Origin of the sequence: Bacillus cereus group sp. BfR-BA-01311 (genome assembly GCF_022664295.1) — a bacterium.
Classification (GTDB): domain Bacteria; phylum Bacillota; class Bacilli; order Bacillales; family Bacillaceae_G; genus Bacillus_A; species Bacillus_A cereus.
This window is the reverse complement of record NZ_JAKUHC010000007.1, coordinates 130,354-145,591: the sequence shown is the minus strand read 5'-3', so window position 1 is coordinate 145,591 and position 15,238 is coordinate 130,354. Positions and strand designations below refer to the sequence as shown.

Below are 15,238 nucleotides of genomic sequence, written 5' to 3'. Positions count from 1 at the left end.
CTAATCCGCTCCTTATATTATATTATCGGTTCCAGAATCTTCCTTGGGCAATACCTTCTATAAATGATTCAATTGAAGTGTTTGTTAGGTTATAAACTCCTGCTCCATCCAGTTTAATCTTACTATTGTCCAAAGCATGAGGATTACTAAGGACATGAGCTATCGGTTTAAAATGTTTAAAAGTAGTTTCTGTAAATTCTAAAACAGGGGGGTGAATGACAGACTCACTACTAAACACTAATACTGCATCAAAAAGCGAAGAGTCTGTTGTTGTATAAGTATCAGTTACTTTAATGGAATCATTGAAATGATAAATTTTATTATCTATGATGCTATAGTTCATTCGGTGCTGTGCAAAAGCTTGAATCCATTCGGACAGAAGGGAGACGCTTGGGTCACCATTTAATAGAATTGCGACATTTTTAGAATCAGATTTAAAAATAGTATTGGACATACTTAGTGCAGGTGATTTTGCATCTGAATTTACTTCGTGATTTTCTTTAGGTAAAGGAGCTCCAACAATGTTAGCGACTTCTTGTGCTAATTGACGATCGACGTGGTTTAGGAGAGCAATTACATTTGCCTTCACCATGTCTGATTTACACTTCCCAACTTCAAAGCAAAAAGCTTCTTTTATGTGCTGCTTTTCAATAGGGCTCATACTATTGTAGAAAAGTTTAGCCTGAGAATAAAAGTTAAGAAAGCTTTTACTACGACCTCTAATTTTATGCCCATCAATCTTTTCTTGATAATGTTCATATCCTCCTTGTTCGGCTTGGACGGTTGCAGGTTGATTGTTATTTAATCCGTTAGGATGATAGCTTGTTTGACCGCGATGAATCTGCATTTGATGCATACCATCACGTTGATTATTATGAAAAGGACATACGGGTTGATTGATAGGGATTTGATGGAAATTAGGGCCCCCTAAACGAGATAATTGTGTATCTGTATAGGAGAATAATCTTCCTTGCAGAAGAGGGTCATTTGAAAAATCAATACCTGGTACGACATGACCAGGGTGAAAAGCTACCTGCTCTGTTTCAGCAAAGAAGTTATCAACATTTTTGTTCAATGTCATTTTACCAACTAATTTTACGGGAACTTCTTCTTCTGGCCATAATTTCGTTGGATCTAAAATATCAAAATCAAATTTATGTTCATCTTCTTCTGGAATTAACTGTAATCCAAGCTCCCATTCAGGATAATCCCCTTTTTCAATTGCTTCGTATAAATCTTGACGATGAAAATCAGGATTTTTCCCAGCAATCCTTTGAGCTTCATCCCATACTAATGAATGAACCCCAAGGGTAGGTTTCCAGTGAAACTTTACGAAATGGGCTTTTCCTGCTGTGTTAATGAGTCGAAATGTGTGAACTCCAAAACCTTCCATCATTCGTAAACTACGCGGAATAGCTCGGTCGCTCATTTGCCACATGACCATATGAGTGGACTCAGGATTATGCGCAACAAAGTCCCAAAAGGTATCATGAGCGCTAGCTCCTTGAGGAATATCATTATGTGGTTCTGGTTTAACTGCATGGACAAAATCAGGAAATTTAATAGCATCTTGGATAAAGAATACGGGCATATTATTACCCACTAAATCATAGTTTCCTTCATCTGTATAAAATTTTGTGGCGAATCCGCGTACATCTCTTACTGTGTCGTTGGATCCTTTAGAACCTTGAACGGTTGAGAACCGTACAAATACAGGTGTTTTCTTTGAAGGATTAGTAAGAAAATCTGCTTTCGTATATGCTTCTAACGATTCATAAAGCTGAAAATAACCATGAGCGCCAACTCCGCGTGCATGAACAATCCTTTCAGGAATTCGTTCATGATCAAAGTGGGTCATTTTCTCGCGAAAGTGGAAATCCTCCATTAAGGTTGGGCCTCTTAAGCCCATCTTTAAAGAAAATTCATCCTCGGCTATTTTTACTCCTTGGTTTGTTGTTAAAGCATGTTTGCGTTGATTATCCGTAACATGGTGCTTCAATTGCTCCATTTTTTTATTCACAATATAGGCCCCTCCTTTACTTTGTTAATTTAATAGATACCCTTTTTATTAGGACGTAAACATGTATTATGATTTTTGTATGTAAAAATCATAATTAAAACCTAAAACATGAAGGGGAAGAAAGGGAGTTTGTATAGCACTCTAAGCTTAAGAAAAACAGGAGTAACATACCTAAAGTTTTTAATTAAGTATGAACGATAGGTTTAACATTAAAAAATAAAAAGGCCAAGGAGATCATTTATTTTCTCCTTGGCTTTTAAGATAATTCTTTTCGTTAAAACGAAGAAATGCGTTGCTTCGTTTTTGGTACAATAATAAATTTGATCCAAAGTAACCCGATAATCATAATGATAAGGCTATGTAAAAATTGACCTGTAGCAATGAGTATAACAATTGAAAATACAACAAGTTGAATGCTTAGCAATATAAAGATTAAGTGAAGAAATTGATTCATTCGCTTTTCAGTATCAATTGGATATAATGCTACAATAATATTTCCCGAAAAATATTTCCACAGGGAACGGAGCTGCATAGAAATCATATATAGGACGATATATGCGATAGCGCCTTTTACGTATATGTTTGGTATAAAATATAAGGCGAAAGCACCGATCAATCCTAAGCGAATATATATACCGAAATAATCATTTCCACGTAAAAATGCTAATGTATGTAAATAGAAGAAAGTTGCTCGTTTTTTATGTAATAAAGGTTCAATCCAATTTGTAAGCCATTTTCTTTTATTTACTTGTTTATTCAGTTGCGGAACATCTGTGAAAATGCTAGCAAATTGATAAAAACGAACGTTCATTTTTTCTTCTTGCTCGATTATGTAATCCCACGGTATTCGTTTTGTAGGCTGTTTTTTCGTATATAGAAGTAGGAAAGCAAGTAGTAAGAGTAGTCCGCCCAATATGAGAACATTTGCGGAATAAAACAGCATGTAAATGATTAGGGCGTTACAAGTAATACGAATGATTAGCCATATATTTTTTTCGTGACTATCACGCCACATCCAATGTATGTACATGTTCCAGGCTTTCGTAATCATTAACACGATAAAGATTGTACATAAAAAAGGTACAGTTAATTGCAATGATTGCATAGCAAGTGGAACGAGAATAAGGAACGTAAATAATAATGGGAAAAGCTGCATGATGTAATTGTATAGAAGAGATTTTTTAAAATAAGATGTTAATTTCTCTTCTAGTGCTAGTAAATAGACAGCATCAGGTTTTTGAATAAATGTACGGATAGGGCATCTCGTTATAATGAATGTAAGTACAATCGTTATAATTATTAAAGATATTCCTTTAGAAGGAGATGCTTTTAGAAACTGAGCATAATAATATGCACCAACGCATGAAATAAAGATAAAGCTATATAGTAAACCGTTAATCATACGTGCAAAGTATGTAATGATATTTTGAATATGTTGTTGGAAGCGACTGCTCCATAGCGATTCGATTGACATGTTTTTCACCTCTTTGTTCTATTATATATGTTTTACAAAAGAAAAAACGAGCAAATTGCGTTATGCAACTTGCCCGTTTTTCTTTTCGTTATTTTTTTTCTGATCACGATTCATTAATGGATAGAAAGCAAATCCGATTACGAATAAACCAATTCCGAGAAGGAACGTTTTTATATCGGATGCGCCCGTTTTAATAACCCATAGTGCGTAGCAAAGTGCGATAACTGCGACTATGCCATCTGTAATTCTTGCCCGCATTTCATTTTTATATGTTTCACCAGTTGCGACTAGTTTTAACTGGAAGATTGGTGAAACGAGATATGGAATGAGGTAGGCCAGTGTTGATACGGTAATAACGAATGTATAAGCTTCCGCAATGGTTCCTGATAATGTTGAGAATAGGAATACTTGCGACATAATGTTTGTTAATCGTAATGAGTAAATTGGACTTCCTTTTTTATTTGTTTTCGTGAAGAAGGAAGGGAAGAAACCTTCTTTTGCTGCTTGATAAGGTACTTCTGAGCTTAATAAAATCCAGCCTAAGATAGAACCGAACAGGGAAGTAAGAGCAAGTAATGCCATCAGTTTCCCGCCGCCATGACCCATTGCAGCGTTTAGTGCATCTGCTAATGGACGTTCAGAAGCTTGTAATTTATCAACGTGAAGTACACCCATTGTTAAAATTGTGATTCCTAAGTAAATTGCAACTGTAATAAGTAATCCCGCAACTGTTGCACGTTTTACCGTTTTTGGAGAAACAGCACGGTTTGATAAAAGAACGGCTGATTCAATTCCGATAAACGCCCAAAGCGTTGTAAGAGCAGCTAAATTTACTTGTGAAAGAAGACCGTGTGATGCACCTGATTTATCAATCATCGGTGTGTACCATTGTCCAAATTTAGAAGCTTCGAATGCAAATAACGTAACGACGATGAATAAAAGGAATCCAGTTACTTTCGTTGTTGTTGCTAAGAAGTTTAGTTTTCCAGCTCCGCTTACACCGTTTGTTAATATAATATGAGTTCCCCAAAGTAAGATGGAACAAATCGTAAATGTAATTAGTTTTCCGACTTCTACGTTAAACGAGCCGATTGAAAATAGTAGTCGCGTATCTTTCATAATTGGGAAGAAGAGTGATAAATATCCCGCAAATGATGTAATGATGGCAACGTTACTTGCCCAGTTTGCAACCCAATATCCCCATACCATACTGAAACCAGCCATTTTTTTCTTTTTTGGTGTTGAGAATAAAGCATATGCATGACTTTGTGGCCCTGTCGTTAAATCAGGACGACGAATTGCTAAATTACCGAAAACAAGAGCTAGCATTAAAACACCAAACCCTGTAGTTAACCAAGCTAAAGTGACACCGAGTGGGCTTGCTGTTTGTGCCAACGTACTTGGCACCATGAAAATACCAGCGCCAACCATGTTACCGACAACGAAAGCTGTTAGTACCCAAAAGCCCCATTTTTTTTGTTGCATAGAAAATACCTCCAAAGTTAGTATAACCAAGTCAAGCGAGGAGATATGTATGTCTTCCTGAGTCAGGAAGAGAAGTCCCAAACAAAACAAAAAAAGCACGTAATTTGCCGCTACATGCTTTCTATCTTATAAGAAACCCACGACATACCTCTCGATAGCTCTCCACAAACGAAACGTTTGTGACAGTTCTGCACTTATTAAATGCAGACCCAGCAAGCGTGCATGGTGGACACGACTTACTTCGGCAACCATTCCTTTCTCATTCCTTCATCAATGCCACTACATCTCCTGAAATGATACTCTTAATGATTGCAACCTCTACCTCACCGAGATACGAATGAGGATTTAAATATTAAATTAACGTCTTTAAGAGTAACAAATGTATTTTTATACGTCAATGGATATAGTAATAATCAGATTATAGAGAAGAGTTTGTGATTAAAAGTAAGAGGGATTGTTATGTGATATTTGAATTTTCGTAATATAATACATGTTATTAGCAGCGCTAGATGATTGAAAAGGGGATGAAGTAAATGTCTGTATGTCATAAACATTCAGTAATAGGTGTGCTAGATTCGGGAATTGGGGGATTAACAGTTGCGAGCGAAATTATAAGACAATTGCCTAAAGAAAGCATTTATTATATTGGTGATAATAAGCGTTGCCCGTATGGGCCAAGAAGTGTAGAGGAGGTGCAATCTTTCGTATTTGAAATGGTTGAGTTCCTCAAACAGTTTCCATTAAAAGCGCTAGTCGTAGCATGTAATACTGCTGCAGCTGCTGCATTGACTGCGCTGCAAGAAGCACTTTCCATTCCAGTTATTGGCGTTATACATCCAGGAGCAAGAGCGGCAATTAAAGTAACAAAGAAAGAGAAAATCGGAGTAATTGGAACTGTAGGTACGATAAAATCTAATATGTACGAAAAAGCATTACACGAGCTTGATACATATTTGGAAGTGCATAGTCATGCGTGTCCGACTTTAGCTACAGTTGTAGAAAATCGATTAGAAGAGATAGCATATGTCACGCAGCAAGTGAAACAAGCTTTACTTCCATTAACGAAAGAAGATATAGATACGTTAATTCTTGGATGTACGCATTATCCACTTTTAGAGTCCTATATAAAAAAGGAACTAGGAGAAGATGTAACGATTATTAGTTCTGCAGAAGAAACGGCGATAGAGTTAAGCACCATCTTACAGCACAAAGGAATTTTGTCTGACAATCTGAATCCGAAGCATCGTTTTTTTACAACGGGATCTGTTTTATCATTTGAACATATTGCTGAGCGATGGCTAGGGTATCAAATTTCTGTAGAATGTGTACATTTGCCTATGAAAAATGCGTGTATGCATAATTAAGATTTAGTAAATTACGTTTTTAAATAAATCAGGTTCGTTTCATAAGAAGGAAAGAATAAGCTTTTAATTGAAATGATTAAGGTCATTTTAATTAAAGGAGAGGTTTGATTATGGAATTATCAAGATCTCAATTATTTGCTTTAGAGTATATTTCAAAATATGCAGAGAACGAAAAACGTGAGGCTAAAGCAACGATTAATCATATACTTAAAATGTCTAATATTACAGATGAAATATTTGAAGAGGCTGTCGCTAATTTGAAATCTCACGCAAGGATTGCTATACACTTTCATCCAGACAGACTAGATTCGAGTAAGAAAAGTGTTGCTGAAGCACTATTTGAGCAAGGAGTATATAAAAGTCAGTTTGAAACATTGCTATCTAATGGAAGCGTATCTGCTTATCCTGGTGGTGAACGTGACCTTTGGGAAAAGAGAATATTTGGAGGGGCATATCAATTAGAAGGCGTAACGAATGAACAACGTCCAAAATACGGAGCGCTAAATTTAATGTTACATCCAGATGGGCCGGCTCCGCGTTTTGGTTCCTGTTATTTTCTCTTATCTCCAAAAGTTTCTTCGCGTTCTACATATACATATTTAGATTCGCATCAAGATCCGAAAGAAAAGGGGACTTATGAGGAGTTTGATATGATTTTAGCTGCTCTTTTGGAAGAGACATTCGTAAGAGATTTTGCAATTGGTGAAGGAAATTTGACTCCAACAATATTAATTAATCATTTACTGGCTAATCTGAAAAGGCCGTTTATAGATGTAGTAAGCAAAGAGCCAGCCCGTAATCTTAATCATTATATTGAAGCGCAGATTCATGGAGAGATTTCTCTAAAAGAAGACGTGGAAGCGCTTGTTGCAGATCCTTCATTTAAGGGTACGGATGTAGGAAGAGTTTTAGAAGAAATTTGCCTGAAGTATGCTATTGATTTGTATTGGCACATCGGTTTTGTACTTGCATTAGACGAAGTTCCGATGGATTTTAGAGGTTCAAAAATGCCATCTTTAGCAAGACGCATTGCACGGAATCATTGTATCGATGCAAATATAATTGGCTCTGCTGTAGTGGATTTGAAACGCAATCCATTATCTTGGAGTGATCGTGGAACTTATGAAGAAGTGCTTCAGGAATTAAAATTATTATGGCATGTTTTAGTTCGATTTGGAAAACCAAATCGGAAGTAGAATGAAATACTCCGTTTTTGGAAGTATTTATATAGAAAAGAAGCTGATCTATTTATAGATCAGCTTCTTTTTATAAGATTAAACTAAGTTTAATACAGTTACTTTTTCACGTGTCATAGACTCAAGGCTCTTACGAATACCTTGTGCGCCCATACCTGAACCTTTTACACCGATGAATGGGAAGTGGTCAGGGCCGCGCTCTGTGCGTCCGTTAATTTGAACAGAACCAGTTTCGATTTTGTTAGCAATTGCAAATGCTTTGTTAATGTCTTTAGTGAAGACACTTGCTTGCAGACCGAACTCTGATTTGTTAGCAATTTCAATTGCTCGTTCATCTGAAGAAACACGGATGATTGGAAGGATTGGGCCGAATGGCTCTTCCCAAGCAACTTTCATCTCTTCTGTTACGTGATCGATTAATGTTGGGTAAATTAAGTTACGCTCACGTTTGTTACCGATAACGATTGTAGCACCTTTTTCTACAGCGTCGTCAACTAAACCTTGAACGAAGTCAGCAGACTTGTCGTCGATTAATGGAACGATTGTGCTATCTTGTTCTGGAGATCCAACTGATAGTTCAGCTACTTGTGCTTTTAATAAGCTAACAAGCTCGTCCGCTACGTTTTCGTGTACAAGTACACGTTTAATAGCTGTACAACGTTGACCAGAGTAAGAGAATGCACCGCTTACGATATGGTTTGCAGCATCTTGTAAGTCAGCATCTTCACGAACGATACCAGGATCTTTACCACCAAGTTCTAATACAAGTGGAATCATTGAAGCTTTTTTCGCTAAATGTTTACCTGTGTTTGTACCACCTGTGAACGATACCATATTGATGCCTTCGTGTTCTACTAAGTAGTCACCAATTACAGAACCGCGTCCTGTAGCTACGTTTACAAGACCTTTTGGAAGGCCAGCTTTATGAAGTGCTTCAACCATTTTAATACCACTAATTGCACCTTGAGTTGCTGGTTTGAAAATAACAGCGTTACCCATAATTAATGCTGGTGCAAGTTTTGCAGCAGATAAGTTTACTGGGTAGTTAAATGGTGCGATTGCTAATACAACACCAAGTGGTGCGCGTTGGATAATCGCAAGCTTAGATTTTGTACCGCCCGGGAAGCTATCGCCCATCATGCTTTCTCCGTGCATATGTAAAGCTTCTTCGATCGTGTAACGAATGAAGTCAGCTGTACGAACAACTTCTTTCTTCGCATCTTTATATCCTTTACCGACTTCTTTCATAATGATATCGGCAATTTCATCCTGCATATTTACGAGCTCATCAGCCCATTTATATAAGTATTTTGCGCGATCCTGTAGGGAAGCCTCGGCCCATGATTTTTGAGCTTCTTTTGCAGATGCAATTGCTTCATCTACTTCTCCGCGAGTAATTGCTTGTACTTGTCCAATTACTTCGTGTAAGTATGGAGATGGAATTTCGATTGTTTCTCCTGAAGAGCTTTCTCTCCATTCTCCGTTTAAATAAAATTTGTACGTATTGCTAGTTGTCATGATTAGTCCTCCTAAAATAGCAACTTGTAAGAGTGAGTATAAGGTGATTGTAGGGGGTTTGATAACATTTTTCAAATGAAATGTTTGTGAAAACGATTTCTTATTCTTTTTTTATTTTGTATGCCCTTTCTTATGGAATATTCCCTTATTTCAAATTAATTTATCGTATCATGCATCCGTATCATTTTTTATGATCGTCGTGTATTTTATATTATTTGTAAAAAAATAATTGACAGAATACTCAATAAAGTTGTAAGATTATAAATGGAAAATAAATGAAAGGGGTGTGCGTAATGATTGTAATCGTAAATGTAATGGGCTTAGCTCTGTTAAATGGCAGAAAACATTCATATCATTACGCAACCCGTACGGATATATAGGGCATCTTTGTCTTATAAAAAGCGTACGTTGCGTATATCGTAACGTACGCTTTTTATGCATTCCTGTGCATATCGTCAAGCGGCGGTATGCTTTTTTTTGTTTATTTTCCCTTGTTTAGTTCCGATAAAAAGCTTTGGAAGGTGGAAAAATGTGATGAGATTGTATGGGTTACGAAATGTAAATGTGATAGGTCTGGATAGTGGATAAAGAAATGAGAGGTAAACGAGAACGAGAAGGGAGAGGTTACATTGTTATCAGTATTACTAAAGCTAAAATGGTTTTTTAGGGAGCACTGGAAGAGATATAGTATTGCCATTGGAGCTCTTTTAATTGTGAATATAGTTGAAGTGATTCCCCCGAAAGTGTTAGGGGTTACGATAGATAACATAAAAACAGGAACGTTATCGAACGAAGCTATTATACAGTCTATTCTTATTTTAATAGGGGTTACGATCGTTGGATATGGCCTCACTTTCGTATGGCAACATCAATTGTTTGGCGGTGCATTCGTACTTGAGAAAACCATGCGCTCTAAATTTATGGGGCATTTACTTAAGATGACGCCGACTTTTTATCAAAAAAATCGTACTGGTGATTTAATGGCGAGAGCGACAAATGATTTGAAAGCAATCGCTATGACAGCTGGTTTTGGTATATTAACGCTTGTGGATTCTAGTTTATATATGCTTACGATTGTCTTTATGATGGGGTTTACAATTAGTTGGGAGCTTACATTTGCAGCGCTTATTCCGCTTCCAATTATGGCGTATGCGATGAATATATATGGAAAGAAATTGCATGAAAGATTTACAGTTGCGCAAGATGCGTTTGGTGATATGAACGATAAAGTGCTTGAATCAATCGCTGGTGTTCGCGTTATTCGTGCATACGTACAAGAGAATGCAGACGAGGAAAGATTTCATCATCTAGGAGATGACGTCTACGAAAAAAATATGAAGGTAGCAAAGATTGATGCATTATTCCAACCAACTGTGAAAATGCTTGTCGGTCTTAGTTATTTAATCGGCTTAGTGTACGGTGCATACCTTGTGTTCCAGTCAAAGGTGACCCTTGGTGAACTCGTTTCTTTTAACGTGTATTTAGGGATGATGATTTGGCCGATGTTTGCAATTGGGGAATTAATTAATGTTATGCAAAGAGGAAATGCTTCGCTTGACCGTGTGAATGAAACGTTAGCGTATGAGCCAGATGTAAAGAATCCGAAACATCCAAAGCTTGTGCAAGAGCCGGATTATATTCAGTTTGATGATGTGTCTTTCTCATATCCTTCATCAACTGAAGAAAATTTAAAAAAGGTTTCTTTCACATTAAAGCAAGGAGAAACGCTAGGGGTTGTCGGAAAAACAGGAAGCGGGAAAACGACGCTTGTACGTCAGCTTCTTCGCCAATATCCGCTTGGAGATGGAGATATTGCAGTTTCTGATGTGACTTTAGATAAAATGACGAATGAAAATGTACTCGGCTGGATTGGTTATGTACCGCAGGAGCATATTTTGTTCTCAAAAACAGCGCGAGAAAATATTTTATTCGGAAATAGGGAAGCGACTGAAGAAGAACTAGAGAAAGCAATTGAAATTGCTGCGTTTAAAAAGGATTTAGAGTTTTTACCAGAAGGGTTAGAAACGCTCGTTGGAGAGAAAGGTGTTTCTTTATCAGGAGGGCAAAAACAAAGGATCTCGATTGCACGAGCTGTTATTCAAAATCCAGAAATTTTAATTTTGGATGATTCTTTATCAGCTGTAGATGCTCGTACGGAAGCAGCGATCATTGAAAATATAAGAACGGAAAGAAGCGGAAAGACGACGATTATTACGACGCATCGTTTATCTGCAGTGCAACATGCGGATTGGATTCTCGTTATGGATGAAGGCGCAGTTATAGAAGAAGGTACGCATGATCAGCTTATCCAAAAGGGAGGCTGGTATGCTGAGCAGTTTGAAAGACAACAAGGTGAAAGTGAAAGTGCGGATAGTGGGGTGAAAATATGAGCGTTTCAAAACGGTTGTTTCAATACGCGATGAAAGTGAAGGGGACGATTTTTGCTGCGATGTTAATGTTATTTATTTTCGTCATCGCAGAGCTTGCTGGTCCTTTCGTCGCTAAAACGATGATTGACGATCATATCGTCGGGATAGAGAAACCTTGGTATGAAACAGAACAGAGTGAAGATGCTGTTTCGTATAATGGGGCTTTTTATAAGCGAAGTGATCGCTTTGAACAAGGCGAGAAAAAAGGAAAAGAAGTACGCGTAATGCAAGTCGGTTTTCAATATTATTTTGTACCGAATAAAGTAAATGCGGAAGGGTCACGGACTGTAAAAGGGGATATGATTACCGTTCAAAATGGTAAGGCGGTGCAAGTGTATAAAGCGAAAGCATTAACGAAAGAAGAAGTGTTTGCATTTTATAAACCAGAAATAAACCGTCTATTATTACTTGGTGGTGGCTATTTCGCTTTATTAGTAGTCGTGTCATTATTTGCATACGGAAAGCAGTTCTTCTTGCAGAAGGCAGCGAACAAAATTATTCAAATTATGAGGGAAGATGTTTTTTCTCATATTCAAACGTTGCCAATTCGGTACTTTGATCATTTACCGGCAGGGAAAATTGTTTCGCGTGTGACGAATGATACAGAGGCCATTCGTGATTTATATGTAACGGTGCTGGCAACATTCGTTTCTAGTATCATCTATATTATTGGGATATTCGCTGCGTTATTTTTATTAGATGTGAAGCTCGCTTCATTATGTTTATTAATTATCCCAATTTTAATTGTTTGGGCGATTCTTTATAGAAAATACGCGTCTGTATACAATCATAAAATGCGCTCTCGCTTATCTGATATTAACGGAACAGTGAATGAATCCATTCAAGGGATGCCAATTATTCAAGCGTTCCGTCAAGAGCGTGAAACGAAAAAAGAATTTGAAGAATTAAATGGCGATTATTTTAAGTATCAAAATAAAATTTTAAATTTAAATGCAGCAACTTCGCATAACTTAGTAGCCGTATTAAGAAATATCGCTTTCACAGGAGTAATTTGGTATTTCGGCGGTGCGTCATTAAGTGCTACAGGTATTATTTCACTTGGGGTACTGTATGCGTTCGTTGATTATTTAACACGATTATTCTCGCCAATTACGAATATGGTGAACCAGCTTGCAAACTTAGAGCAAGCGCGCGTTGCATCAGAACGTGTCTTTGAATTGTTAGAGGAAAAAGGGGAACCGGTAGAAGAAGAACGTATGCCTCGTTTAAAAGGAAATGTAAAATTTGAAAATGTATCATTTTCTTATAATGGAAAAGATGAAGTGTTAAAAAATATTTCTTTTGAAGCGAAACAAGGCGAGACAGTGGCACTTGTCGGTCATACTGGATCAGGAAAAAGTTCTATCATGAATGTACTCTTTCAATTTTATGAGTTTGAAAAAGGAAAGCTTACGATTGATGGTCACGATGTAAAAGAGATGCCGAAACAAGCAACCCGTGAACATATGGGAATCGTACTGCAAGACCCGTTTCTTTTTAGCGGGACGGTCGCTTCCAATGTAAGCTTAGAAAATGAAAAAATTTCAAAAGAGCGCATTGTAAAGGCGTTACGTGATGTTGGTGCTGAAAGATTTGCGAACAATATAAATGAAGAAATTACAGAAAAGGGAAGTACGCTTTCCACTGGAGAACGTCAGCTTATTTCGTTTGCTAGGGCGCTCGCTTTTGATCCGGCTATTTTAATTTTAGATGAAGCAACGTCTAGTATTGATACAGAAACAGAGGCGATGATTCAACAAGCACTAGAAGTTGTAAAAAAAGGAAGAACGACATTTATTATCGCTCACCGCCTTTCAACGATTAAAAGCGCAGATCAAATTATTGTGCTCGATAGAGGAACCATTTTAGAAAAAGGCTCTCATGATGAACTCATGAAAAAGCGCGGGCGTTATTACGATATGTATAAAACGCAAATGGAAGGCAATCAGAGTGCTTAATATGCATGGAGGAGAACTTGTGATTTTCACAAGTTCTTTTTTATTGATGAACATGTCGACTCTTTAGCGAATTACGACAGTTAAATAAGAAGTATTGTTTTACCTTTTTCTCCATAAATGCTATATTAAAAAATGTTACTTATTTTTTGTATGTAGCGTTATTTTTCCCTTTTGTTTGATTATGAAGAAAAAGGATAAACTAAATAAGAACATTTTCATTGAAAAATTGTTCAAGATTGCATACAATCAATATAGTTTTTAAATTCCTATCAGAATACTTGGAGGATTACTATCATGAAGAAATTATTTTCAGTGCTTGCAGTAACTACATTAGCGATCGGGATTGTAGCCGGCTGCGGTAAAGAAGAGAAAAAAGATACAGCTAGTCAAGACGCGTTACAAAAGATTAAACAAAGCGGTGAACTTGTAATTGGTACAGAAGGTACATATCCACCATTTACGTTCCACGATTCAAGCAATAAATTAACTGGATTCGATGTTGAATTAGCAGAAGAAGTTGCAAAACGTTTAGGTGTAAAACCTGTATTTAAAGAAACACAATGGGATAGCTTACTTGCTGGCCTAGATGCAAAACGTTTCGATATGGTTGCAAACGAAGTTGGTATTCGTGAAGATCGTCAAAAGAAATACGATTTCTCTAAACCATACATTTCATCTTCAGCGGCATTAGTTATCGCAAAAGATAAAGATAAGCCTGCTACATTTGCTGATGTAAAAGGGTTAAAAGGAGCACAATCTTTAACGAGTAACTATGCAGATATTGCTAAGAAAAACGGTGCAGAAATCGAAGGTGTAGAAGGATTTAGCCAAGCGGCAGAATTATTAGCTTCAGGACGCGTTGATTTTACAATTAATGATAAGTTATCAGTATTAAATTATTTAGAAACGAAAAAAGATGCAAAAATTAAAATTGTAGATACAGAAAAAGAAGCTTCACAAAGTGGATTCTTATTCCGTAAAGGTAGCGATAAGCTTGTACAAGAAGTAGATAAAGCGTTAGAAGATATGAAAAAAGACGGTACGTATGACAAAATAACGAAAAAATGGTTCGGTGAAAATGTATCTAAGTAGTGCATTAGTTTCAGATCGATTGTCTACTTGGATAGATATTATGCAGACTTCCTTCATGCCTATGCTGAAGGAAGCTGTTTTTACAACAATTCCATTAACGCTTATTACATTTATTATCGGTCTTATACTTGCGACGTTAACAGCGCTCGCACGTATTTCAGGTAGTCGTATTTTACAATGGATTGCTCGTATCTATGTATCTATCATTCGCGGAACGCCACTTCTTGTACAGTTATTTATTATTTTCTATGGTCTTCCAACTCTTAATATTGAAGTTGAGCCATATACAGCAGCAGTTGTTGGATTTTCATTAAATGTCGGTGCATATGCATCTGAAATTATTCGTGCTTCTATCCTTTCCATTCCGAAAGGGCAGTGGGAAGCAGCTTATACAATTGGGATGACATATCCACAAGCATTAAAACGTGTTATTTTACCACAAGCAACGCGCGTATCAATCCCGCCGCTTTCAAATACATTTATTAGCTTAGTGAAGGATACTTCATTAGCATCGTTAATTTTAGTAACAGAAATGTTCCGAAAAGCGCAGGAAATTGCGGCGATGAACTACGAGTTTTTAATTGTTTATTTTGAAGCAGGTCTTATTTACTGGGTTATTTGTTTCTTATTATCAATCGTACAACAGATGTTAGAAAAGCGTTCAGAACGCTATACATTAAAATAATCCTTTTACAAAAGGAG

10 protein-coding genes and 1 riboswitch are annotated in these 15,238 nt (G+C 36.8%); of the genes, 6 read left to right on the top strand and 4 right to left on the bottom strand.

Annotation, left to right across the window (positions count from 1 at the left end):
- Positions 1 to 22 precede the first annotated feature (22 nt).
- From MR136_RS17855 to MR136_RS17845, 3 genes are all read right to left on the bottom strand, one after another.
- Positions 23 to 2,020, bottom strand: coding sequence for a catalase (locus MR136_RS17855; protein ID WP_001035774.1), 1,998 nt, complete (start codon positions 2,018 to 2,020; stop codon positions 23 to 25).
- A gap of 274 nt (positions 2,021 to 2,294) precedes the next feature.
- Positions 2,295 to 3,494, bottom strand: coding sequence for an ABC transporter permease (locus MR136_RS17850; protein ID WP_071740647.1), 1,200 nt, complete (start codon positions 3,492 to 3,494; stop codon positions 2,295 to 2,297).
- Positions 3,495 to 3,554: 60 nt separating this feature from the next.
- On the bottom strand, positions 3,555 to 4,979 hold the full coding sequence (locus tag MR136_RS17845; protein ID WP_001186301.1) for an amino acid permease: 1,425 nt from the start codon (positions 4,977 to 4,979) through the stop codon (positions 3,555 to 3,557).
- A 147-nt stretch (positions 4,980 to 5,126) separates the two neighbouring features.
- Positions 5,127 to 5,308: riboswitch (Lysine riboswitch) on the bottom strand.
- A 204-nt stretch (positions 5,309 to 5,512) separates the two neighbouring features.
- On the opposite strand from MR136_RS17845, the gene racE reads away from it, so the two are divergent.
- Together racE and MR136_RS17835 are read left to right on the top strand one after the other, a co-directional pair.
- The gene (racE, locus tag MR136_RS17840) at positions 5,513 to 6,343 is read left to right on the top strand and encodes a glutamate racemase (RefSeq protein ID WP_242259550.1); all 831 of its coding nucleotides are present in this window, start codon (positions 5,513 to 5,515) and stop codon (positions 6,341 to 6,343) included.
- A gap of 110 nt (positions 6,344 to 6,453) precedes the next feature.
- Entirely contained in the window at positions 6,454 to 7,539 is a 1,086-nt protein-coding gene (locus MR136_RS17835) for a DUF3626 domain-containing protein (RefSeq protein WP_146718270.1), read from the top strand.
- Between the two features lie 78 nt (positions 7,540 to 7,617).
- Here the strand turns inward: MR136_RS17835 and gapN are convergent, their stop codons facing one another.
- The gene (gapN, locus tag MR136_RS17830; RefSeq protein ID WP_017674419.1) at positions 7,618 to 9,057 is read right to left on the bottom strand and encodes an NADP-dependent glyceraldehyde-3-phosphate dehydrogenase; all 1,440 of its coding nucleotides are present in this window, start codon (positions 9,055 to 9,057) and stop codon (positions 7,618 to 7,620) included.
- Positions 9,058 to 9,686: 629 nt separating this feature from the next.
- On the opposite strand from gapN, the gene MR136_RS17825 reads away from it, so the two are divergent.
- From MR136_RS17825 to MR136_RS17810, 4 genes are all read left to right on the top strand, one after another.
- Positions 9,687 to 11,447, top strand: coding sequence for an ABC transporter ATP-binding protein (locus tag MR136_RS17825; protein ID WP_000953783.1), 1,761 nt, complete (start codon positions 9,687 to 9,689; stop codon positions 11,445 to 11,447).
- On the top strand, positions 11,444 to 13,444 hold the full coding sequence (locus MR136_RS17820) for an ABC transporter ATP-binding protein (protein WP_000116642.1): 2,001 nt from the start codon (positions 11,444 to 11,446) through the stop codon (positions 13,442 to 13,444). Before MR136_RS17825 ends, MR136_RS17820 begins: the two co-directional genes overlap by 4 nt.
- Before the next feature lie 294 nt (positions 13,445 to 13,738).
- The gene (locus MR136_RS17815) at positions 13,739 to 14,536 is read left to right on the top strand and encodes an amino acid ABC transporter substrate-binding protein (RefSeq protein ID WP_000732840.1); all 798 of its coding nucleotides are present in this window, start codon (positions 13,739 to 13,741) and stop codon (positions 14,534 to 14,536) included.
- Positions 14,523 to 15,221 (top strand): amino acid ABC transporter permease, encoded by a 699-nt coding sequence (locus MR136_RS17810; RefSeq protein WP_000281501.1) that lies wholly within the window; start codon positions 14,523 to 14,525, stop codon positions 15,219 to 15,221. Before MR136_RS17815 ends, MR136_RS17810 begins: the two co-directional genes overlap by 14 nt.
- The last annotated feature ends 17 nt before the right edge of the window (positions 15,222 to 15,238 follow it).